We start from the raw sequence: 19,215 nt of genomic DNA on the forward strand, positions 1-19,215 counted from the left end.
CAACAGTGTAACGTACTGACTTGCGTGCGAACGGCAAAAGGGCGGATTTAAATGAAATGGAACAATTGTCTTCAGCCCAACTCCACCCGGTTGCGACCTGCGTTTTTGGCTCGGTACAACGCCTGATCGGCTCTTTTGAGCACCAGATCACTGTGTTCTCCCGGCCTGAACGCCGCCAGTCCCATGGAAATGGTGATCGTGACTCGCTCACCCTTGAAGTGGAACGGGCAGGCCTCGATGGCGGCGCGCATGGTTTCCAGCAGTTTGACACCGACGGTGGGCGGGGTGGCCGGTAGCAGCAAGACGAACTCTTCACCGCCGAAGCGGGCAATGAAATCGCTGCCACGCAGGCGTTTGCGCAGCACTGTGGCGATGATCTTCAACACCTTGTCGCCGGCCAGGTGCCCGTAGTTGTCGTTGATCCGTTTGAAGTGATCGAGGTCGAGAATCGCCAGGCTCAGAGTATTGCCATGCTGCTGCCATTGGGCGATTTCGTGGTCGAGCCGTTCGCTCCAGGCGGCGCGGTTGGGCAGGCCGGTAAGCGGATCGATCAGGGCTTTCTGGCGCTGCTCTTCAAGGTGCTCGCGGTAACCAAGGGCTTCCTGTTCCATGTGCGCCACACGCTCGGCCAGGCTTTTCAGGCGTCCGGCCACTTCCTGCTCCCGGGCGTCACGTTGTTTCTGGTGCTGGTCCATCGTGCCGAGCAGGCCTTCGAGATGGTTTTCCAGTACCTGCTTGAGGTCGTTCAGGTCCGCCGCTTCCTGCACGCTGTTCTGCAGGCCATCGACCTGTTCACGAATCTGCGTGTCCATCGCTCGCGCCGCAGAGCTGTTGTCGGCGTGACCTTCGCTGGCCGCCTGCAGGTTGCTCTGAAACGCTTCGAGGCGTTCGTTGAGTCGTTGCAGGTAGGTCTCGAATTCGTGCTGACCGCTATCGGTGATGGCCAGCATCAAGGTCGCCAGATCGTCGAGGATCGGTAACAGTTCGTACCAGTTCAGGCCATTTTTCAGCCGGTCGCGCATGGCTTCGGCTTGCGGGCGGTGGCGTTCCGGCAGGGTCAGGTCGTCCAGCAGGCCGATCAGCGTGTCTTCGATGTGCTTGGCCACTGAGCTGTAGGAGGGTTCGGGCGAATCCGGCAGGGCGTAGAGAATGTCGTGCTCGGACTGCTCCGGATCGATGGCCGCCAGGGCCTGCGCGATGGGCTCGGGCAGGGGCAGGCTGTCGAGGAAGACCGGAGGCGGGTTGTCGCCGGGGTGGATCAGTTCGTCAGGGTTGATGGCGATCGGTGTCGATGGCGCAAAGACTGGAGGCGGCGTGAAGGCTTGCGGCTCGGGTTCTGGCTCGGAGGGTTCCGGTTCGCTGGGAGCCGTAACGACTTCTGTGATGATCCGGGCAGGCTCGAAGGCAACCACTTCCGGCTCTGCAACAGGCTCGGGTGTTGATATTGGCGTTGGTGCTGAAGCTTGCAGTGGCGCGACCAGAGGTGCGGCGACCGGTGCTTCACTGACGGAGGCAATGGCTGCCGGTTCGGCGATTGCGGCAGGCGCTTCTGGCATTGGCGTGCTTTCAGGCGCGGGGTGCGGTTGCTCTGGCTGAGCGGCTGGAGAGGTCACGGCAGGCTGAGCCACAGGTGCAGGGGTTTCCTCGCTGTCACGGCTGCCGAACAGGCGCTGCAACAATCCCGGACGTCCCGGTTCCGCCGGTGTCTCCAGTTGGCTCAACGCCTTGCCCTGCAAACCGCTGAGTTCGCTCAGCAATAGCGGCATTTCCCGGGCCTGACTGACTCGTCCGTCGAGCTGCTTGGCGAATTTCTTCAACGGCTGGGCGACTTCACGGGATAGCGGCAGCGCTTGCAACTGAGTAACCAGCGAGTTCAGCGCGGTGCTGACCTGCTCGATCCGGGTTTCACGGCGTTGCTCGGAGTCGAGCACGGCTTTTTCAAGGCGCGGCAACAGGGCGGCGAGGCCGGCATCCATGTCGTCGGTGCGCACTACATCGCGCATTTCCTTCATGCATTGGTCGACCACACGATCGGTGCCTTCCGCCGCGAGTGTGCTACGTACCAGGCCGCGGCGCAGCAGATCGAGCCGGGCGTCCCATCGACGTTCAAGCTTTTCCTGTTGTTCGATGCTTTTGAGGTATTTCTCTTTCCAGCGCTGGGCTTCGTCGCTCATTCAGGCGTTCCGCGAGGGGCAGGACTCAACGCGGGCAATGCATCGGCCGTGAGCGAACCCGGCAGACGAATCTCTACCGCGACGGGCAGGTGATCGGAAATCGGTTGGGCCAGCACTTCGACCTTTTCCAGCGTCAGGGTCGGGCTGAGCAGAATATGGTCCAGGCAGCGCTGCGGGCGCCAGCTGGGGAACGTCGCTTCGAGTTGCGGGGCCAGCAGACCGAGGTCGCGCAAGGGCGAGCGTTGCAGCAGGTCGCTGGCGTGGGTGTTCATGTCCCCCATCAGCACCTGATGCTTGTAGCCGCCGATCAGCTCGCGGATATAGGCCAGTTGCATGGTGCGTACCCGGGCGCCGAGCGCCAGGTGCATCATTACCACCACCAGCGCCTCGGGACCTTCGCCGAAACGCACCAGAATTGCCCCGCGACCTTTCGGCCCCGGCAGCGGATGGTCTTCGATCGCCCACGGGCGCAGGCGACTGAGCACGCCGTTGCTGTGCTGGGCCAGTCGGCCGAGGTTGCGATTGAGTTGTTGATACCAGTAGGGAAAGGCGCCGAGATGGGCCAGGTGTTCGACCTGATTGACATAGCCTGAACGCAGGCTGCCGCCATCGGCTTCCTGCAGAGCGACCAGGTCGAAGTCGCCGAGCAGATTGCCGATCTTTTGCAGATTGCCGGAGCGCCCGGTGTGTGGCAGCAGATGCTGCCAGCTGCGAGTCAGGTAGTGCCGATACCGCTCGGTGCTGATGCCGACCTGGATATTGAAGCTGAGCAAGCGCAAACGGCTGTCTGCGGGCAGGCCCGTGGATTCCAGGTGATGCTCGTTGACCTGCGGATCATGCAGGCCGACGAGTCGTTCGGTTCCCCAGCGGCGCATGGCGATTGCCGCGCTTAGTTGGCGGCCGCCTTGTTGGCCGCTCGTTCTTTGGCCACCAGTTGGTCAGCCAGTTTCAGAGCTTCCTCGGCACCACCGGCAGACCCGATGTCAAAGCGGTATTTGCCGTTGACGATCATGGTTGGAACGCCGGAGATTTCATATTTCTTGGCCAGTTCACGAGCCTTGACGATCTGACCCTTGATGGCGAAGGAGTCGAAGGTGGCCAGGAACTTGTCCTTGTCTACGCCTTGGGTGGCGAGGAAGTCGGCCATGTCGTTCTTGTCGGTCAGCTTCTTGTGTTCTTTCTGGATCGCGTTGAACACGGCTGCGTGAACGCTGTGCTCGACGCCCATGGCCTCCAGGGTCAGGAACATCTGACCGTGTGCGTCCCAAGGGCCGCCGAACATGGCAGGAATGCGGACGAAGTTGACGTCGGAAGGCAGTTTTTCAACCCATGGATTGATCACGGGTTCGAAGGCATAGCAGTGCGGGCAGCCGTACCAGAACAGCTCCACCACTTCGATCTTGCCAGGTACGGCAACCGGTACCGGATTGCTCAGTTCGACGTACGGGGCGGCAGGTGCTTCGGCGGCCTGGGCCGTCACGCCGAACAGGCTGGCAGCGACGAGGGCGGCGCTGATGATCAGATTACGCATGCTTTACTCCTGGGCAAATTGGTCGCCTCGCGCGACCTGTTTTCAGACAGATCCTGGCGGGCATGAGTTCTGTAGTGTAACGGCAGCGGCCACAAAAAAGGGCGGCCAAAGCCACCCTTTTTATACTTCATGCAACGGATTAATCGAGCGTTAAAGTGGCGGGCTTTGCCCTTCGCACGCAACGCTCGAATCACCATCGCACGCCTGGCCTTAGTGCAGGCCTTGAATGTAGCTGGAGACCGCCGCGATGTCTTCGTCGCTCAGCTTGCGAGCGATGGTGCGCATGGTCATGGCATCGCCGTCGTTGTTGCGACCGGCTTCTTCCTTGCGGAAATCGGTCAGCTGTTTGGCGATGTATTGAGCGTGCTGGCCACCCAGGTGCGGGAAGCCGGCGGCTGCGTTGCCGGCGCCGTTTGGCGAGTGGCAACCGGTGCAGGCTGGCAGGCCTTTTTCCAGGTTGCCGCCACGGAACAGGGCTTCACCGCGAGCGACGATCTTCGGATCGGCGGCGCCGACGCTGCCTTTCTGGCTGGCGAAGTAGGCGGCGATGTCGGACAGGTCCTGATCGCTAAGGTTGGTCAGCAGCCCGGTCATTTCCAGAACGGTGCGCTTGCCTGACTTGATGTCGTGCAGTTGCTTGGTCAGGTAGCGTTCACCCTGGCCGGCCAGTTTTGGAAAGTTTGGCGCCATGCTGTTGCCATCCGGGCCATGGCAGGCCCCGCATACGGCAGCCTTCGCCTGGCCTGCGGCGGCATCGCCTGCAGCATGGGCGAAACCTGAAATTCCCACGGTCAACAGCAGACTCACGATCAATTTGTTCATCAGCTAATCCAACTACGGCTAAGGGTTAAGAGTTATGGACCGGGTTTACTTCCGCTCATCCAGAGGATGATGGCCTGGTAATCCTCGGCACTGCAGTCCATGCACAAACCACGCGGCGGCATCGCCTTGAAACCCTGGGTCACGTGTTGCACCAGCGTCTCCATACCTTTCGCCAACCTCGGCGTCCAAGCTTCCTGATCGCCTCTTCTGGGCGCCATGGGTAGTTGGCCGGAATGACAGGCACCACAAACACGGTTGTACACGGCTTCCGGATCCTGTGTAGCCTGTGCGCTGTAAAGCGGCATCAGAACTCCGGCAGCCAGCAGCCATTTCGTCATAAAACGACCTTTTCAGGGTTGAGAGCGATCTGCGTTCTGTTGCGCAATCAAAGTCTGTCGCTCTCGTGAACTTCATCCTTCGCTGGGACAAAGCACACACAAAATCTGCGGCATTATATACTGGCGTCACTGAAACGGAAGCGACACCGCGTTCCGCGCCCAATCCCGGCGCCGCCCACATCGGAAATCCCATGCAACTCAAGAATCCCATCCTCGGCCTGTGCCAACAGTCCACGTTCATGCTCAGTGCCGCCAAAGTCGATCAGTGCCCCGACGACGAAGGCTTCGAAGTGGCGTTCGCCGGTCGTTCCAACGCCGGTAAATCCAGCGCGCTGAACACTCTGACTCACGCCAGCCTGGCGCGCACCTCGAAAACCCCGGGTCGCACACAGCTGTTGAACTTCTTCAAGCTAGACGATGAACGGCGTCTGGTCGACCTCCCGGGCTACGGTTATGCAAAAGTACCGATCCCGCTCAAGCAACACTGGCAGCGTCACCTCGAGGCTTACCTCGGTGGCCGCGAGAGTTTGAAGGGTTTGATTCTGATGATGGACATCCGTCATCCAATGACCGACTTCGACCTGCTGATGCTCGATTGGGCCGTTGCGGCCGGCATGCCGATGCACATTCTGCTGACCAAGGCGGACAAGCTGACCTACGGCGCAGCCAAGAACACGCTGCTCAAGGTGCAGTCGGAAATCCGTAAGGGGTGGGGCGATCTGGTGACGATCCAGCTGTTCTCCGCTCCAAAACGCATGGGCCTGGAAGAGGCCTACACCAAACTGGCGGGCTGGATGGAGTTGGCAGACAAAGGCGCAGAAGCGGCGACCGAATAATCGGAATATGGAAAATTGGCTGTAGTGCGGTCAGGCAAGGCAAAAGTGTTAGTAAAACGGCCGGGGTCGCGCTCGACTTTAGGGGACCTGAATGAGCATTTTTAGTACCGCTTTTAACGCAGCATGACCGTGCTACAGCCAATTTTTGGGCAAAAAAAGCCCCGGACTTCATATGGGGAGGGAGAAGTTCCGGGGTTCAAGTTCCGAACCGCTAGGGCGGGGTTCAGATATCTGCCAACACTTAACACAACATAGGAGCATCGAAGGGCTTCACCAGCCATTCAGTATCTCTGAGTGGCCTGTCGCAAGATTAGTTCAGATTCTTTTCAAAAAACTTTGGAATAAGCTCAAGATCGATCAGAACTAAGCCCCTTTCGATGCCTTTGCCGCGACGTCATGTCGCGGCAAAATCCCGTCCCAGAGGCCTCAGTGCGCCTCGTCCCAGTTGTTGCCGACTCCCACTTCCACCAGCAACGGCACATCCAGCTTCGCCGCTTCGCTCATGTGCACGCGAATTTCGTCGCGAACCTGATCGACCAGATCCTCACGAACCTCCAGCACCAGTTCGTCGTGCACCTGCAGGATGACTTTGGCGTCCAGCCCGGAAACGCTCAGCCAGTTGTCCACCGCCACCATGGCTTTCTTGATGATGTCAGCTGCGGTGCCCTGCATCGGCGCGTTGATCGCCGTGCGTTCAGCGGCAGCTCGTTCCTGTGGCTTGTTGGAGTTGATGTCCGGCAGGTACAGACGGCGGCCGAAAATCGTTTCCACGTAGCCTTGATCGGCAGCCTGCGCGCGGGTGCGATCCATGTATTCACGAACGCCGGGGTAGCGCGCGAAGTAGGTGTCGATGTAGGCCTTGGCGGTCTTGGTGTCGACGCCGATGTCCTTGCCCAGCTTCTGCGCACCCATGCCGTAGATCAGGCCGAAGTTGATCGCCTTGGCGCCACGGCGCTGGTCGGGCGTCACTTCGTTCAGTTTGGCCTTGAACACTTCCGCCGCAGTGGCGGTGTGCACGTCCAGGTTGTTGCGGAAGGCGTTCATCAGCCCTTCGTCGCGGGACAGGTGCGCCATGATCCGCAATTCGATCTGCGAGTAGTCCGCCGCCAGCAGTTTGTAGCCTTTCGGCGCGACAAAGGCCTGACGGATGCGTCGGCCTTCAGCGGTACGCACCGGAATGTTCTGCAGGTTCGGATCGCTCGACGACAAGCGGCCGGTCGATGCCACCGCCTGATGGTACGAGGTGTGAATGCGCCCGGTACGCGGGTTGATCTGCTCCGGCAGGCGATCGGTGTAGGTGCTTTTCAGCTTGCTCATGGAGCGGTGTTCCATCAGCACTTTCGGCAGGCGGTGATCGTCTTCGGCCAGTTTTGCCAGGACTTCTTCGGCAGTGGACGGCTGGCCCTTGGCGGTTTTCTTCAGCACCGGCAGGCCGAGTTTTTCGTAGAGGATCACGCCCAGTTGCTTCGGTGAACCCAAGTTGAATTCTTCACCGGCAATTTCGAAGGCTTCACGCTCCAGCGCAACCATCTTGTCGCCCAGCTCGATGCTCTGAACGCCGAGCAGTGCCGCGTCAACGAACGCACCCTGACGCTCGATGCGCGCCAGTACCGGCACCAGCGGAATCTCGATGTCGGTCAGCACGCTGGCCAGGCTCGGGATGGCGCTGAGCTTTTCAAACAGCGTCTGGTGCAGGCGCAGGGTCACGTCGGCATCTTCGGCGGCGTACGGTCCGGCCTGCTCCAGCGCGATCTGGTCGAAGGTCAGTTGCTTGGCGCCTTTGCCGGCGATGTCCTGGAAACTCACGGTGGTGTGATCCAGGTACTTCTGCGCCAGGCTGTCCATGTCGTGGCGGGTGGCGGTGGAGTTGAGCACGTAGGACTCAAGCATCGTGTCGAAGGCAATCCCGCGCACGGTGATGCCTTCGTTCTGGTCGCCACCGATGGCGCAGTTGGCCAGGATGTTGATGTCGAACTTGGCGTGCTGGCCGACCTTGAGTTTGTTCGGGTCTTCCAGGATCGGCTTGAGCGCGCGCAGCACGGTGTCGCGATCCAGTTGCTCCGGCACGCCGATGTAGGAGTGGGTCAGCGGGATGTAGGCCGCTTCGTTGGCTTGCACCGCGAAGGACAGACCGACCAGTTGCGCTTGTTGCGCGTCGACGCCGGTGGTTTCGGTGTCGAAGGCAAACAGCTTGGCGTTCTTGAGTTTTTCCAGCCAGACGTCGAAGCGGGCCTGATCGAGGATGGTCTCGTACGCGGCTTCAGTCGGAGCGGCAGGCGCTTCCTCAGCGGGTGCGTTGAACAGATCGACGGCCGGTTCCGGTGCAGCGGCGCTGCTCAGCTCCAGACGCTTGGCATCGCGCTCCAGGTCGTTGATCCAGCTCTTGAACTCCAGCAGGGTGTAAAGCTCAAGCAGCTTGGCCGGATCTTCCGGGCCCATTTGCAGGTCGTCGAGGCCGATGTCCAGTGGCACGTCGACCTTGATGGTCGCCAGTTGATAGGAGAGGAATGCCATCTCCTTGTGCTCTTCGAGCTTGGCCGGCAGGGTCTTGGCGCCGCGAATCGGCAGGGTCGGCACGATGTCGAGGTGCGCATAGAGCTCGGTCAGGCCGCCGTTGACGCCGACCAGCAGGCCGGAAGCGGTTTTCGGCCCGATGCCGGGAACACCGGGGATGTTGTCGGAAGAGTCGCCCATCAGGGCGAGATAATCGATGATCTGCTCCGGAGCGACGCCGAATTTCTCCTTCACGCCCTCCACATCCATCGAGCTACCGGACATGGTGTTGACCAAGGTAATGTGACCGTCGACCAGTTGCGCCATGTCCTTGTCGCCGGTGGAAATGATCACCGGACGATTGGCGGCCGCGCTGCTGCGGGCCAGGGTGCCGATCACGTCATCGGCCTCGACGCCTTCGACGCACAGCAGCGGGAAGCCGAGGGCTTTCACGCTCTGGTGCAGCGGCTCGATCTGCAGGCGCATGTCGTCGGGCATGCTTGGGCGGTTGGCCTTGTACTCGGCGTACATCTCATCGCGAAATGTCCCGCCCTTGGCGTCGAACACCACGGCGAACGGGCTGTCCGGATACTGTTTGCGCAAGCTCTTGAGCATGTTCAACACGCCTTTGACCGCACCGGTCGGCATGCCTTTGGAGGTGGTCAGCGGTGGCAGCGCGTGAAAAGCGCGGTAAAGGTAAGACGAACCGTCCACCAGGACGAGGGGGGCTTGGCTCATGAGCAGGATCAACCTTTTCGGCGGGTCCGGCGCTAGAATAGCGGGACCGTTGACGACAAAGGGACAAGGTTATCATGCGTACGTTAAATCGCTTGCTGCTGGTCAGTTTGATTGCTCTCTCACCGTTGCCTGCGATCGCGGCGGATGATGCGCCGTCAGCGGAGCCGGAAGTCACCATCCGCACCGAGGGTGACAAAACCATCCAGGAGTACCGGCAGAACGGTTTCCTGTACGCGATCAAGGTGACCAAGAAGGGTTTTCCGCCCTATTTTCTGGTGCGCGCGGACGGTACTGATGCAAACTTCATCCGCTCGGACCAGCCGGATATGCTGATCCCGGCGTGGAAGATTTTCGAGTGGAAGTAGTTTCTTAATTTCAACCGGCGCCGGCTCGATGGCGGCGCCAGAACTGAGCAGTTTTTAACCATGTCTGTGTTTACCCCCCTGGCTCGGCCCGAGCTGGAAACCTTTCTCGCCCCATACGGGCTCGGCCGTCTGCTCGATTTCCAGGGGATCGCCGCCGGCAGCGAAAACACCAACTTCTTCATCAGCATGGAAAAGGGCGAGTTCGTCCTGACCCTGGTCGAGCGCGGCCCGGTGCAGGAAATGCCGTTCTTCATCGACCTGCTCGACGTCCTGCACGAAGCCGACCTGCCAGTGCCTTACGCACTGCGCACCATTGATGGCGTGGCCCTGCGCGAGCTGAAAGGCAAGCCGGCGCTGCTGCAGCCGCGCCTTGCCGGCAAGCACATCAAGCAGGCCAATGCCCAGCATTGCGCGCAGGTCGGTGACTTGCAGGCGCACCTGCACCTGGCGACCCAGGGCGACAGCATGATCAAGCGCAAGACCGATCGTGGCCTGGACTGGATGCTGGAGGAGGGCACCGAGTTTCTTTCGCACCTGAGCGACGAGCCGCGTGCGCTGCTGCAAAAGGCGCTGGAAGAAATCACCCAACAGAAAGAGAAAATTCTCGCACTGCCACGGGCGAATATCCACGCTGACCTGTTTCGCGACAACGCGATGTTCGAAGGCACGCACCTGACCGGGCTGATCGACTTCTACAACGCCTGCTCGGGGCCAATGCTCTACGATGTGGCGATTGCCTTGAACGACTGGTGTTCAGACGATGACGGCCTGATCGACGGTCCGCGTGCGCGGGCCTTCCTGGGTGCCTACGCGGCGCTGCGCCCGTTCACCGCGGCCGAGGCCGAGTTGTGGCCGACCATGTTGCGAGTAGCATGTGTGCGGTTCTGGCTGTCGCGGTTGATTGCGGCGGAATCGTTCGCCGGGCAGGACGTGCTGATTCACGATCCGAAAGAGTTCGAGCAGCGGCTGGCGCAGCGTCAGACGGTCAATACGCCGCTACCTTTCGCCCTGTAAAAGGAAAAACCGCAGCCTGTGCAGGCTGCGGTTTTTTGTATCAGAGCGATTCGAGACAACCCGCCAGATCATTCCCCAGCTTCTCCAGCACGTGCTCGTAACCCTGAGCCGTCGCTGGCGTGTACCCGCCCAACGCATCCAGCTCCGCCAGCTTCACCGGCAGGCCCGCCACCAGAGTTTCGGCCAGTCGTGGGCGCAGCGGCGGCTCGCTGAATACGCACGTCTTTCCGACTTCCTGCAAGCGTGCGCGCATCGCGGCCACATGCTGAGCGCCCGGCTGCACTTCCGCCGCCACGCTGAACACACCGGTATGTTTCAAGCCGTAGGCATCTTCGAAGTAGTCGAAGGCTTCGTGGAAGACGAAGTAGGGTTTGCCTTCAACGCTGGCCAGACGTTTCTTCAAGCGCTGATCCAATGCATCGAGACGCTCGTCGAACGCCTTGGCGTTGCTCTGATAGCGTTCGGCATTGGCCGGATCGACGGCGCTCAGATCAGCGGCCATTTTGTCGGCAATAACCCGCGCGTTTACCGGCGATAGCCACAAATGCGCATCGAGGGTGCCTGGGCGGTGATCGTGATCATGCTCGTCGGCGTCTTCGGCGTGGGAGTGGCTGTCTTCGGCGAAGCGGCGCAGCTTCATGCCCGGCAGATCCTGCACGGCGACGCTCGGCAGCGTACGACCGTTCAGCACGCGGGGCAGGAAACCTTCCATGTCCGGGCCAATCCAGTACAGCAGATCCACCGATTGCACCTTGCGCACGTCGGACGGGCGCAACGCGTAGTTATGCGGGGAGGCCCCCGGCGGCAGCAACACTTCCGGAATCGCCACGCCGTCCTGCACGGCGGCAGCAATCAATTGCAGCGGCTTGATGCTGGTGAGGACTCTGACTTCGGCCTGAGCCGAACCGATCAGCAGAAAACTGGCGACAAATGCCACAAAAACAGAAAAAAGTCGGGACACGATGACCACTCAAGGAGGCGAGAACGGGTAACATAATAACGTCTCTAACCAAACTCGTCGCCGCTCATGCCTATTACCCCGATTGCCAGCCGTCCCCACGACCACTCCCATTGCGTCCACAGCGCCCTGTCCGAGGCCGATGCCTTGTGTGCACAGAAAGGCCTGCGCCTGACCGCATTGCGTCGGCGGGTGCTGGAACTGGTCTGGCAGAGCCACAAGCCGCTGGGTGCCTACGACATTCTGGCGGTGCTCAGCGAGCAGGACGGCCGTCGCGCTGCGCCGCCGACTGTGTACCGCGCACTGGATTTCCTGCTGGAAAACGGCCTGGTGCACCGCATCTCCTCGCTGAACGCCTTTGTCGGCTGCGTTCACCCGAAACATTCGCACCAGGGTCAGTTCCTGATCTGTCGCGAGTGCCATGCGGCCATCGAGCTTGAGCAAAAAACCATCAGCGACGCCATCGTTCATAGCGCCAAGGACGTCGGCTTCATCGTCGAAGCCCAGACCGTCGAAGTGGTCGGCCTCTGCTCCGGTTGCCGGGGGGCTTGATGAGCGATGCGTTGATCCGTCTGGAGCAGGTGGCTGTCCGGTTTGCCGGGCAGAACGTGCTGGACAACATTCACCTTAGCGTCGAGCCGGGGCAGATCGTCACCCTGATCGGCCCCAATGGCGCCGGCAAGACCACGCTGGTGCGCGCCGTGCTCGGGCTGCTGAGACCCGACAGCGGCAGCGTCTGGCGCAAGCCGAAACTGCGCATCGGTTACATGCCGCAAAAGCTGCACGTTGATCCGACCCTGCCGTTGTCAGTCCTGCGCTTTCTGCGACTGGTACCGGGCGTCGATCGCCCGCGTGCGCTGGCGGCACTCAAGGAAGTCGGCGCCGAGCACGTCATCGACAGCCCGGTGCAAAGCGTTTCCGGCGGTGAAATGCAGCGCGTGCTGCTGGCCCGGGCGCTGTTGCGCGAGCCCGAACTGCTGGTGCTCGACGAGCCGGTGCAAGGTGTCGATGTCGCCGGCCAGGCCGAGCTGTACAGCCTGATCACCCGCCTGCGCGACCGTCATGGCTGCGGCGTGTTAATGGTGTCCCACGACCTGCATCTGGTGATGAGCACCACCGACCAAGTGGTGTGCCTCAACCGTCATGTCTGCTGCTCCGGGCATCCCGAGCAGGTCAGTGGCGACCCGGCCTTCGTTGAGCTGTTCGGCAATCACGCGCCGAGCCTGGCGGTCTATCACCACCATCACGACCACGCCCATGACCTGCATGGCTCGGTGGTCAAAGGGCCTGTGACGGGCCAACCTCACGTTCACGGAGATAGCTGCAAGCATGGCTGATTTTCTGTTCTACGCCCTGCTTGCAGGTCTGGCGCTGGCGGTGGTCGCGGGGCCGCTGGGCTCGTTCGTGGTCTGGCGGCGCATGGCCTATTTCGGCGACACCCTGTCCCACGCCGCGCTGCTCGGCGTGGCGCTGGGCTTTCTGCTGGATGTCAGCCCGACCGTCGCGGTCACCGTGGGCTGCCTGTTGCTGGCGGTGCTGCTGGTGACCCTGCAACAGCGTCAGCCGCTGGCGTCCGACACGTTGCTGGGCATTCTTGCGCCGAGCACGCTCTCTCTCGGCCTGGTAGTACTAAGCTTCATGCATGAAGTGCGGATCGACCTGATGGCCTACCTGTTCGGCGACCTGCTGGCGATCAGCCCGACTGATCTTGCGTGGATCCTCGGCGGCAGCGCGGCGGTGCTGGTGTTGCTGGTGACGCTATGGCGGCCGTTGCTGGCGATCACCGTGCACGAAGAACTGGCCCGGGTCGAAGGCCTGCCGGTGGCCGGTTTGCGCATGGCGTTGATGTTGCTGATCGCGGTGGTGATCGCCGTGGCGATGAAAATCGTCGGTGTGTTGCTGATTACGTCTCTGTTGATCATCCCGGCGGCTGCGGCACAACGTCACGCCCGTTCGCCGGAGCAGATGGCACTGGGCGCGAGCCTGCTGGGCATGCTCGCCGTGTGTGGCGGGCTGGCGCTGTCCTGGTTCAAGGACACCCCGGCCGGTCCGTCAATCGTTGTGACGGCGGCCGCACTGTTTCTGCTGAGTTTTGTTCTGCCCCGTCGAGGGGTGTAGACTTGCTCGTTTTTTGCGCAAATAGAGAGTCGCAGGAATGAAGCCGTTCGCCTCCCGTTATCTGCTCCTTGTCGCATTTTCAATGCTGCTGGGCGCCTGCCAAAGCACGCCGCCGGTGGCCGAAGTCCCCGATGCGCGGGCCACGGCCATCGCACAGCTGGAGCAAAGCCTGGCCAGCAGCGAACTGGCCACTGCCGAAGACCAACTGGCAGCCTTGCAGGCCGAAACACCCAACGATCAATCCCTGGAGCAATACCAGCGTCAGTTGGCCGAAGCCTATCTGCGCCGCAGCCAGATCGTCCTGCAAAAGGGCGATGTGAATGCTGCCGCAACCGCTTTGGCCCGTGCCCGCGCGCTGATGCCCAAGGCCCCGGCGCTGACTGGTGGCGTCAACGGCGCCATCACCGAAGCGCGCAAGGCTGAGCTGGAGAAAGCCGAAGCAGCGCTCCAGGCCGCTGAAGCCAAGCCGAAGGCCAAGGTGATCGATCCGACTGCCGAAAGCACCACGGTTGCGCTGAATATCACCGATAGCCGCAAACTTCGCCGCCAACTGGATGCGATCGCCGCCGATGTGGTGAATTACGACTGTGCGGTGAGCATTCAGGCCCCGCGCACCAATGATTACCCGTGGCTGGCGACGTTGATCACCAAGCGCGTGAAGAAGCTTGATCCGGATTTCGATTTGAAGATCGAGAAGCAGATTCTGCGCACGGTGCCGGCGCAGATGGTTCTGAGCCCGCGCAAACCTTGAAAAGCTTCATCGGAACGCCGCCCGGAGCAAGCCCGCTCCCACATTTAGGTTCGTGTGCGACACAGAACCAATGTGGGAGCGGGCTTGCTCGCGAAGGCGTCCTTTCAGTCAACCAACAGCCTTAAGCTGGAATAGCCTTGGCCTTGGGCTCCCGGTCCCAAACCCGATGCTGCCCGATCGCAGCAAAGAATGGCTTGGTCAGCGCGCCAACATCCTTGCCCTCCAGCAATCCGGCATCCGTCTCCAGCTTCAGCACGTCCAGCAACTGTTTGGCCTCGCCATGCAGCGCGATTGCCTTCAAGTGTTTGTACGCCTCCAGCAGGTAGTGCAACGCCACGCCGTCACCGCTCAACGCCTTGACCGACGTCGCGCCACCCGGCACGAATACCGCGTCGAACGCAATTGATGGCATGCCTTCCATCGACGCATCCACCGCCAGGGTTTTGCCATCGGCGGTCTTCACTGGCGCCGAAGTCGGGCCAAGCAGCTTGGCGTGCGCACCTTCTGCCGCCAGCGCCTTCTTCATCGCATCAATCGCCGCATCATCGACACCGTTGGCCGCAAGGATCGCGACTTTCCGTGTCTTGATGTTTTCCGGCAACAGGTTGGCCTGACTCAACGCTGGCGAGCGCTCCAGTGATGTTTTCGGCACGTCCACGGTACCTTTGCCTGGCGCTGGCAGACCCAGGTTGGCCGCCACGCGTTTGGCCAACTCCAGGTCGATGTTGGCGAGAATCTCGTTCACTTCCCGCGCCCGGATGAATTCACGCTCAACCTTGCCCAACTCGAAGCTGTAGGCAGCGATGATGTGCTCTTTCTCGTGCGGGCTCATGCTGTTGAAAAACAGTCGCGCCTGGGAAAAGTGATCGCTGAACGATTCGCTGCGCTGGCGGATCTTGTTGGCGTCGATGCGCTCCGGGTAGCTCTCGAACCCGCCGTCCTGTGCGGCCGGTGGTGTTTCTTTGGGCCATCCGCCATCGATGGAATTCGGTTCGTAAGAGGCACGGCCTTTGTCGATCACCGTACGGTGCTGGGCATCGCGCTGGCCGTTATGGAACGGTGCGACCGGGCGATTGATCGGCAGTTCATGAAAGTTCGGCCCGCCGAGTCGGCTGATCTGCGTATCGGTGTAGGAAAACAACCGGCCTTGCAGCAAAGGGTCATTGGAGAAGTCGATCCCCGGCACGATATGGCCGGGGCAGAACGCGACCTGCTCGGTCTCGGCGAAGAAATTATCCGGGTTGCGGTTGAGGGTCATCTTGCCCAGCGGCGTGATCGGGACGATTTCCTCGGGAATCAGTTTGGTCGGGTCAAGGATGTCGAAATCGAAGTCGTGCTCGTTTTCCTCCTCGATGACCTGTACGCCAAGTTCCCATTCCGGGTAGTCACCCATCTCGATGGCCTCCCAGAGATCGCGCCGATGGTAGTCGGTGTCTTTACCGGCCAGCTTCTGCGCCTCGTCCCACACCAGCGAGCAGGTGCCGACAGTAGGGCGCCAGTGGAATTTGACGAAGCGCGATTTGCCCTCGGCGTTGATCAGTCGGAAGGTGTGCACGCCGAAGCCCTGCATGCTGCGCAGACTTTTCGGGATGGCTCGGTCGGACATGGCCCAGATGACCATGTGTGCCGACTCCGGCACCAGCGACACGAAGTCCCAGAATGTGTCGTGGGCCGAGCCACCGGTGGGGATTTCGTTGTGTGGCTCGGGTTTCACGGCATGGACGAAGTCGGGAAACTTGATCGCGTCCTGTATGAAAAATACCGGCATGTTGTTGCCGACCAGATCGAAGTTGCCTTCGTCGGTGAAGAACTTCACGGCAAAACCACGCACGTCACGCACCGTGTCGCCGGAACCGCGTGGCCCCTGCACCGTGGAAAAGCGTACGAACACCGGGGTTTTCTTACCCGGATCCCGTAGGAATCCGGCCTTGGTCAGTGCGGAATGGTTCTCGTAGGTTTGAAAGAAACCATGTGCACCCGTGCCGCGAGCATGGACGATGCGCTCGGGAATCCGCTCATGGTCAAAGTGCGTGATTTTCTCACGCATGATGAAGTCTTCCAGCAGCGACGGCCCGCGCGGCCCGGCCTTGAGGGTGTTCTGGTTGTCCGCGACCTTCACGCCCTGATTGGTGCGCAGGGCCTGGCCGGTGGCGTCGGAACGAAATTTTTCCAGGCTGTCTAGTTTGGCGTTGGTATTGGCGCGATCCGGGGTGTCGGTGCCGGCCATCTGGGTTTTGTCTGTGGCAGTTTTTTTCGTACTCATCAGTCGTGAACTCCTGTTTGCCCCGGCGTTGCGCCGGGACGCTTGAGTGGCTCCCGGGCACGGCACCCAGGGTTTTGAAGTCGCTTACCTAGTGACTGACGAGGAATTTGGGCGTTCCTTTTTTATGACCTTTGATCTTGTTATTGCCAAATCGAAGGTTAATTGCGAAATAAATGCTAAGAACCTCTATACGGACAGGCTAAAATGCGCGCCCGGCTAACCGCTGATCCTTTTCCAACGCGCCCCACAAGGTTCGCTACGTGATCGAGTTTCAAAACGTCCATAAGACTTACCGCGTCGCCGGTAAGGACATCACCGCGCTGCATCCGACCAGTCTCTCCATCGAGAACGGTCAGGTGTTCGGCCTGATTGGCCATTCCGGCGCGGGAAAAAGTACCCTGCTGCGTCTGATCAATCGCCTGGAAGATTCCAGTGGCGGCAAGATCATCGTCGACGGCGAAGAAGTCACCGCGCTGGACGCCAACGGCCTGCGCCGTTTCCGTCAGCAGGTCGGGATGATCTTCCAGCACTTCAACCTGCTGGCGTCCAAGACCGTGGCCGACAACGTTGCGCTGCCGCTGACCCTGGCCGGTGAACTGTCCCGCGCCGAAATCGATCAGCGTGTGGCCGAATTGCTGGCGCGGGTCGGCCTGTCCGATCACGCCAGGAAGTATCCGGCACAGTTGTCCGGTGGCCAGAAGCAGCGCGTCGGCATCGCCCGCGCCCTGGCGACCAAGCCGAAAATCCTGCTGTGCGACGAAGCCACCAGCGCCCTCGATCCACAGACCACCGCTTCGGTCCTGCAACTGCTGGCCGAGATCAACCGCGAGCTGAAACTGACCATCGTGCTGATCACCCACGAGATGGACGTGATCCGCCGTGTCTGCGATCAGGTGGCGGTGATGGATGCCGGCGTGATCGTCGAGCAAGGCTCGGTGGCCGAGGTGTTCCTGCATCCGAAGCACCCGACCACCAAGCGTTTCGTCCAGGAAGACGAGCAGATCGACGAAAGCGAGCAGCGCGATGACTTCGCTCACGTGCCGGGCCGCATCGTACGTCTGACCTTCCAGGGCGAAGCGACCTACGCGCCGTTGCTCGGAACCGTCGCCCGGGAAACCGGCGTGGACTACAGCATCCTGGCCGGTCGCATCGACCGCATCAAAGATATTCCTTACGGGCAATTGACCCTCGCCGTCACCGGTGGCGACATGGACGCGGCGTTCGCCCGCTTCACCGCCGCTGACGTTCACATGGAGGTGTTGCGCTAATGGCAGACCTGATGAGTTTCTTCACCAATATCGACTGGTACGAAATCTGGCTGGCCACCGGCGACACCATGATGATGCTCGGCGGTTCGCTGCTGTTCACGGTCCTGCTAGGTCTGCCGCTGGGCGTGCTGCTGTTTCTGTGTAGCCCGCGTCAGTTACTCGAAGCCAAAGGTGTTTATGCCTTGCTGTCGCTGGTGGTGAACATCCTGCGTTCGCTGCCGTTCATCATTCTGTTGATCGTGATGATCCCGTTCACCGTGCTGATCACTGGCACCTCGCTGGGCGTGGCCGGTGCGATTCCGCCGCTGGTCGTGGGTGCAACGCCGTTCTTCGCGCGGCTGGTGGAAACCGCCCTGCGTGAAGTCGATCGCGGCATCATCGAAGCGACCCAGTCCATGGGCGCGACCACTCGCCAGATCATCATGAACGCCTTGCTGCCGGAGGCCCGTCCGGGCATCTTCGCGGCGATTACGGTGACGGCGATTACACTGGTTTCCTACACGGCGATGGCCGGTGTGGTTGGCGCTGGTGGCCTGGGTGACCTGGCGATCCGTTTCGGCTACCAACGTTTCCAGACCGATGTGATGATCGTCACCGTGGTGTTGCTGCTGATTCTGGTGCAAGTGCTGCAAATGGTTGGCGACCGACTGGTCGTTCATTTCTCGCGCAAATAACCGGTTTTGTAATGACATGAGCCGGCCATTCGCTGGCAGGCGCCAGACGGGCGCCGTAAAAAGGAGTTAGCTGAATGAAAAAACTGATCGCTGCTTTCGCTGCCGTAGCCGCTTTTTCGGCCCACGCTGAAACCCTGACCGTTGCTGCCACCCCGGTGCCGCACGCGGAAATCCTCGAATTCGTGAAGCCGGCACTGGCCAAAGAAGGCGTGGATCTGAAGGTCAAGGTCTTCACCGACTACATCCAGCCGAACGTGCAGGTGGCCGAGAAGCGTCTGGACGCCAACTTCTTCCAGCACCAGCCGTACCTCGATGAGTTCAACAAGGCCAAGGGCACCAGCCTGGTGGCCGTGACCGGTGTGCACCTGGAGCCGCTGGGCGCTTACTCCAGCAAGTTCAAGAAGCTTGACGAGCTGCCAGGCGGCGCCAACGTGGTGATCCCGAACGACGCCACCAACGGCGGCCGTGCGCTGTTGCTGCTGGCCAAGGCTGGCGTGATCACCCTGAAGGATCCGACCAACATCCTGTCGACCGTCAAGGACATCGCCCAGAACCCGAAAGACCTGAAAATCCGTGAACTGGAAGCCGCGACCATCCCGCGCGTGCTGACCCAGGTCGACCTGGCGCTGATCAACACCAACTACGCGCTCGAAGCCAAGCTCGATCCGTCCAAGGACGCGTTGGTCATCGAAGGCAACGATTCGCCGTACGTGAACATCCTGGTGTCCCGCGCGGACAACAAGGACAGCGATGCGATGAAGAAACTGGCCGCTGCACTGCACAGCCCGGAAGTGAAGAAATTCATTACCGAGAAGTACAAAGGCGCGGTGTTGCCGGCGTTCTGATCCCGGCTTACAGGCATAAAAAACCGC

Annotated in this window: 18 protein-coding genes; 10 read left to right on the forward strand and 8 right to left on the reverse strand. The window is 60.9% G+C overall.

Annotated features, from left to right (window positions below):
- Positions 1–71 precede the first annotated feature (71 nt).
- From CAF87_RS27550 to CAF87_RS27575, 5 genes are all read right to left on the reverse strand, one after another.
- Positions 72–2,174, reverse strand: a complete 2,103-nt coding sequence (locus CAF87_RS27550) for a diguanylate cyclase (protein ID WP_085733860.1) — start codon at positions 2,172–2,174, stop codon at positions 72–74.
- Complete coding sequence (locus tag CAF87_RS27555) at positions 2,171–3,049, reverse strand: endonuclease/exonuclease/phosphatase family protein (RefSeq protein ID WP_085733859.1); 879 nt, start codon at positions 3,047–3,049, stop codon at positions 2,171–2,173. Before CAF87_RS27555 ends, CAF87_RS27550 begins: the two co-directional genes overlap by 4 nt.
- A gap of 14 nt (positions 3,050–3,063) precedes the next feature.
- The gene (locus tag CAF87_RS27560; protein WP_085713046.1) at positions 3,064–3,705 is read right to left on the reverse strand and encodes a thiol:disulfide interchange protein DsbA/DsbL; all 642 of its coding nucleotides are present in this window, start codon (positions 3,703–3,705) and stop codon (positions 3,064–3,066) included.
- A 210-nt stretch (positions 3,706–3,915) separates the two neighbouring features.
- Positions 3,916–4,527 carry a cytochrome c gene (locus CAF87_RS27570; RefSeq protein WP_065260178.1) on the reverse strand — a complete coding sequence of 204 codons (612 nt, stop codon included), beginning with the start codon at positions 4,525–4,527 and terminating at the stop codon, positions 3,916–3,918.
- A gap of 32 nt (positions 4,528–4,559) precedes the next feature.
- Positions 4,560–4,865: a cytochrome c5 family protein gene (locus tag CAF87_RS27575; protein ID WP_085713044.1), complete on the reverse strand. Its 306-nt coding sequence runs from the start codon at positions 4,863–4,865 to the stop codon at positions 4,560–4,562.
- 191 nt (positions 4,866–5,056) lie between these two features.
- Between CAF87_RS27575 and yihA the strand changes: the two genes are divergently transcribed.
- Positions 5,057–5,701 carry a ribosome biogenesis GTP-binding protein YihA/YsxC gene (gene yihA, locus CAF87_RS27580; protein ID WP_085733858.1) on the forward strand — a complete coding sequence of 215 codons (645 nt, stop codon included), beginning with the start codon at positions 5,057–5,059 and terminating at the stop codon, positions 5,699–5,701.
- 426 nt (positions 5,702–6,127) lie between these two features.
- Here the strand turns inward: yihA and polA are convergent, their stop codons facing one another.
- Entirely contained in the window at positions 6,128–8,932 is a 2,805-nt protein-coding gene (gene polA / locus CAF87_RS27585) for a DNA polymerase I (RefSeq protein ID WP_085733857.1), read from the reverse strand.
- A gap of 74 nt (positions 8,933–9,006) precedes the next feature.
- Here polA and CAF87_RS27590 point away from each other — a divergent pair, with 74 nt between their 5' ends.
- Both CAF87_RS27590 and CAF87_RS27595 read left to right on the forward strand, forming a co-directional pair.
- Complete coding sequence (locus CAF87_RS27590; RefSeq protein WP_085733856.1) at positions 9,007–9,297, forward strand: DUF2782 domain-containing protein; 291 nt, start codon at positions 9,007–9,009, stop codon at positions 9,295–9,297.
- Between the two features lie 60 nt (positions 9,298–9,357).
- On the forward strand, positions 9,358–10,311 hold the full coding sequence (locus CAF87_RS27595) for a homoserine kinase (RefSeq protein ID WP_085733855.1): 954 nt from the start codon (positions 9,358–9,360) through the stop codon (positions 10,309–10,311).
- Positions 10,312–10,351: 40 nt separating this feature from the next.
- Here CAF87_RS27595 and CAF87_RS27600 read toward each other — a convergent pair whose 3' ends face one another.
- Positions 10,352–11,272: a zinc ABC transporter substrate-binding protein ZnuA gene (locus CAF87_RS27600; RefSeq protein WP_085733854.1), complete on the reverse strand. Its 921-nt coding sequence runs from the start codon at positions 11,270–11,272 to the stop codon at positions 10,352–10,354.
- Between the two features lie 66 nt (positions 11,273–11,338).
- Here CAF87_RS27600 and zur point away from each other — a divergent pair, with 66 nt between their 5' ends.
- From zur to CAF87_RS27620, 4 genes are read left to right on the forward strand one after another with little or no spacing between them, the layout of a single operon-like run.
- Positions 11,339–11,821, forward strand: coding sequence for a zinc uptake transcriptional repressor Zur (gene zur, locus CAF87_RS27605; protein ID WP_011331783.1), 483 nt, complete (start codon positions 11,339–11,341; stop codon positions 11,819–11,821).
- Positions 11,821–12,606 carry a zinc ABC transporter ATP-binding protein ZnuC gene (znuC, locus tag CAF87_RS27610; protein WP_085733853.1) on the forward strand — a complete coding sequence of 262 codons (786 nt, stop codon included), beginning with the start codon at positions 11,821–11,823 and terminating at the stop codon, positions 12,604–12,606. The genes zur and znuC overlap by 1 nt, the downstream gene beginning before the upstream one ends.
- Entirely contained in the window at positions 12,599–13,387 is a 789-nt protein-coding gene (gene znuB, locus CAF87_RS27615) for a zinc ABC transporter permease subunit ZnuB (protein ID WP_065260666.1), read from the forward strand. Before znuC ends, znuB begins: the two co-directional genes overlap by 8 nt.
- A gap of 37 nt (positions 13,388–13,424) precedes the next feature.
- A complete protein-coding gene (locus tag CAF87_RS27620; RefSeq protein WP_085733852.1) occupies positions 13,425–14,138 on the forward strand; it encodes a PA5502 family lipoprotein in 714 nt (237 codons plus the stop codon).
- Positions 14,139–14,259: 121 nt separating this feature from the next.
- Here CAF87_RS27620 and katE read toward each other — a convergent pair whose 3' ends face one another.
- Positions 14,260–16,467, reverse strand: coding sequence for a catalase HPII (gene katE / locus CAF87_RS27625; protein WP_256576063.1), 2,208 nt, complete (start codon positions 16,465–16,467; stop codon positions 14,260–14,262).
- A gap of 194 nt (positions 16,468–16,661) precedes the next feature.
- On the opposite strand from katE, the gene CAF87_RS27630 reads away from it, so the two are divergent.
- From CAF87_RS27630 to CAF87_RS27640, 3 genes are all read left to right on the forward strand, one after another.
- A complete protein-coding gene (locus CAF87_RS27630) occupies positions 16,662–17,669 on the forward strand; it encodes a methionine ABC transporter ATP-binding protein (protein ID WP_085733850.1) in 1,008 nt (335 codons plus the stop codon).
- Positions 17,669–18,343, forward strand: a complete 675-nt coding sequence (locus tag CAF87_RS27635) for a methionine ABC transporter permease (protein WP_065260662.1) — start codon at positions 17,669–17,671, stop codon at positions 18,341–18,343. The genes CAF87_RS27630 and CAF87_RS27635 overlap by 1 nt, the downstream gene beginning before the upstream one ends.
- A 74-nt stretch (positions 18,344–18,417) precedes the next feature.
- Entirely contained in the window at positions 18,418–19,188 is a 771-nt protein-coding gene (locus tag CAF87_RS27640) for a MetQ/NlpA family ABC transporter substrate-binding protein (protein WP_085733849.1), read from the forward strand.
- Positions 19,189–19,215: the final 27 nt, after the last annotated feature.

The sequence above is a fragment of the Pseudomonas sp. R38(2017) genome, assembly GCF_002112395.1.
In the GTDB taxonomy this organism is placed as follows: Bacteria; Pseudomonadota; Gammaproteobacteria; order Pseudomonadales; family Pseudomonadaceae; genus Aquipseudomonas.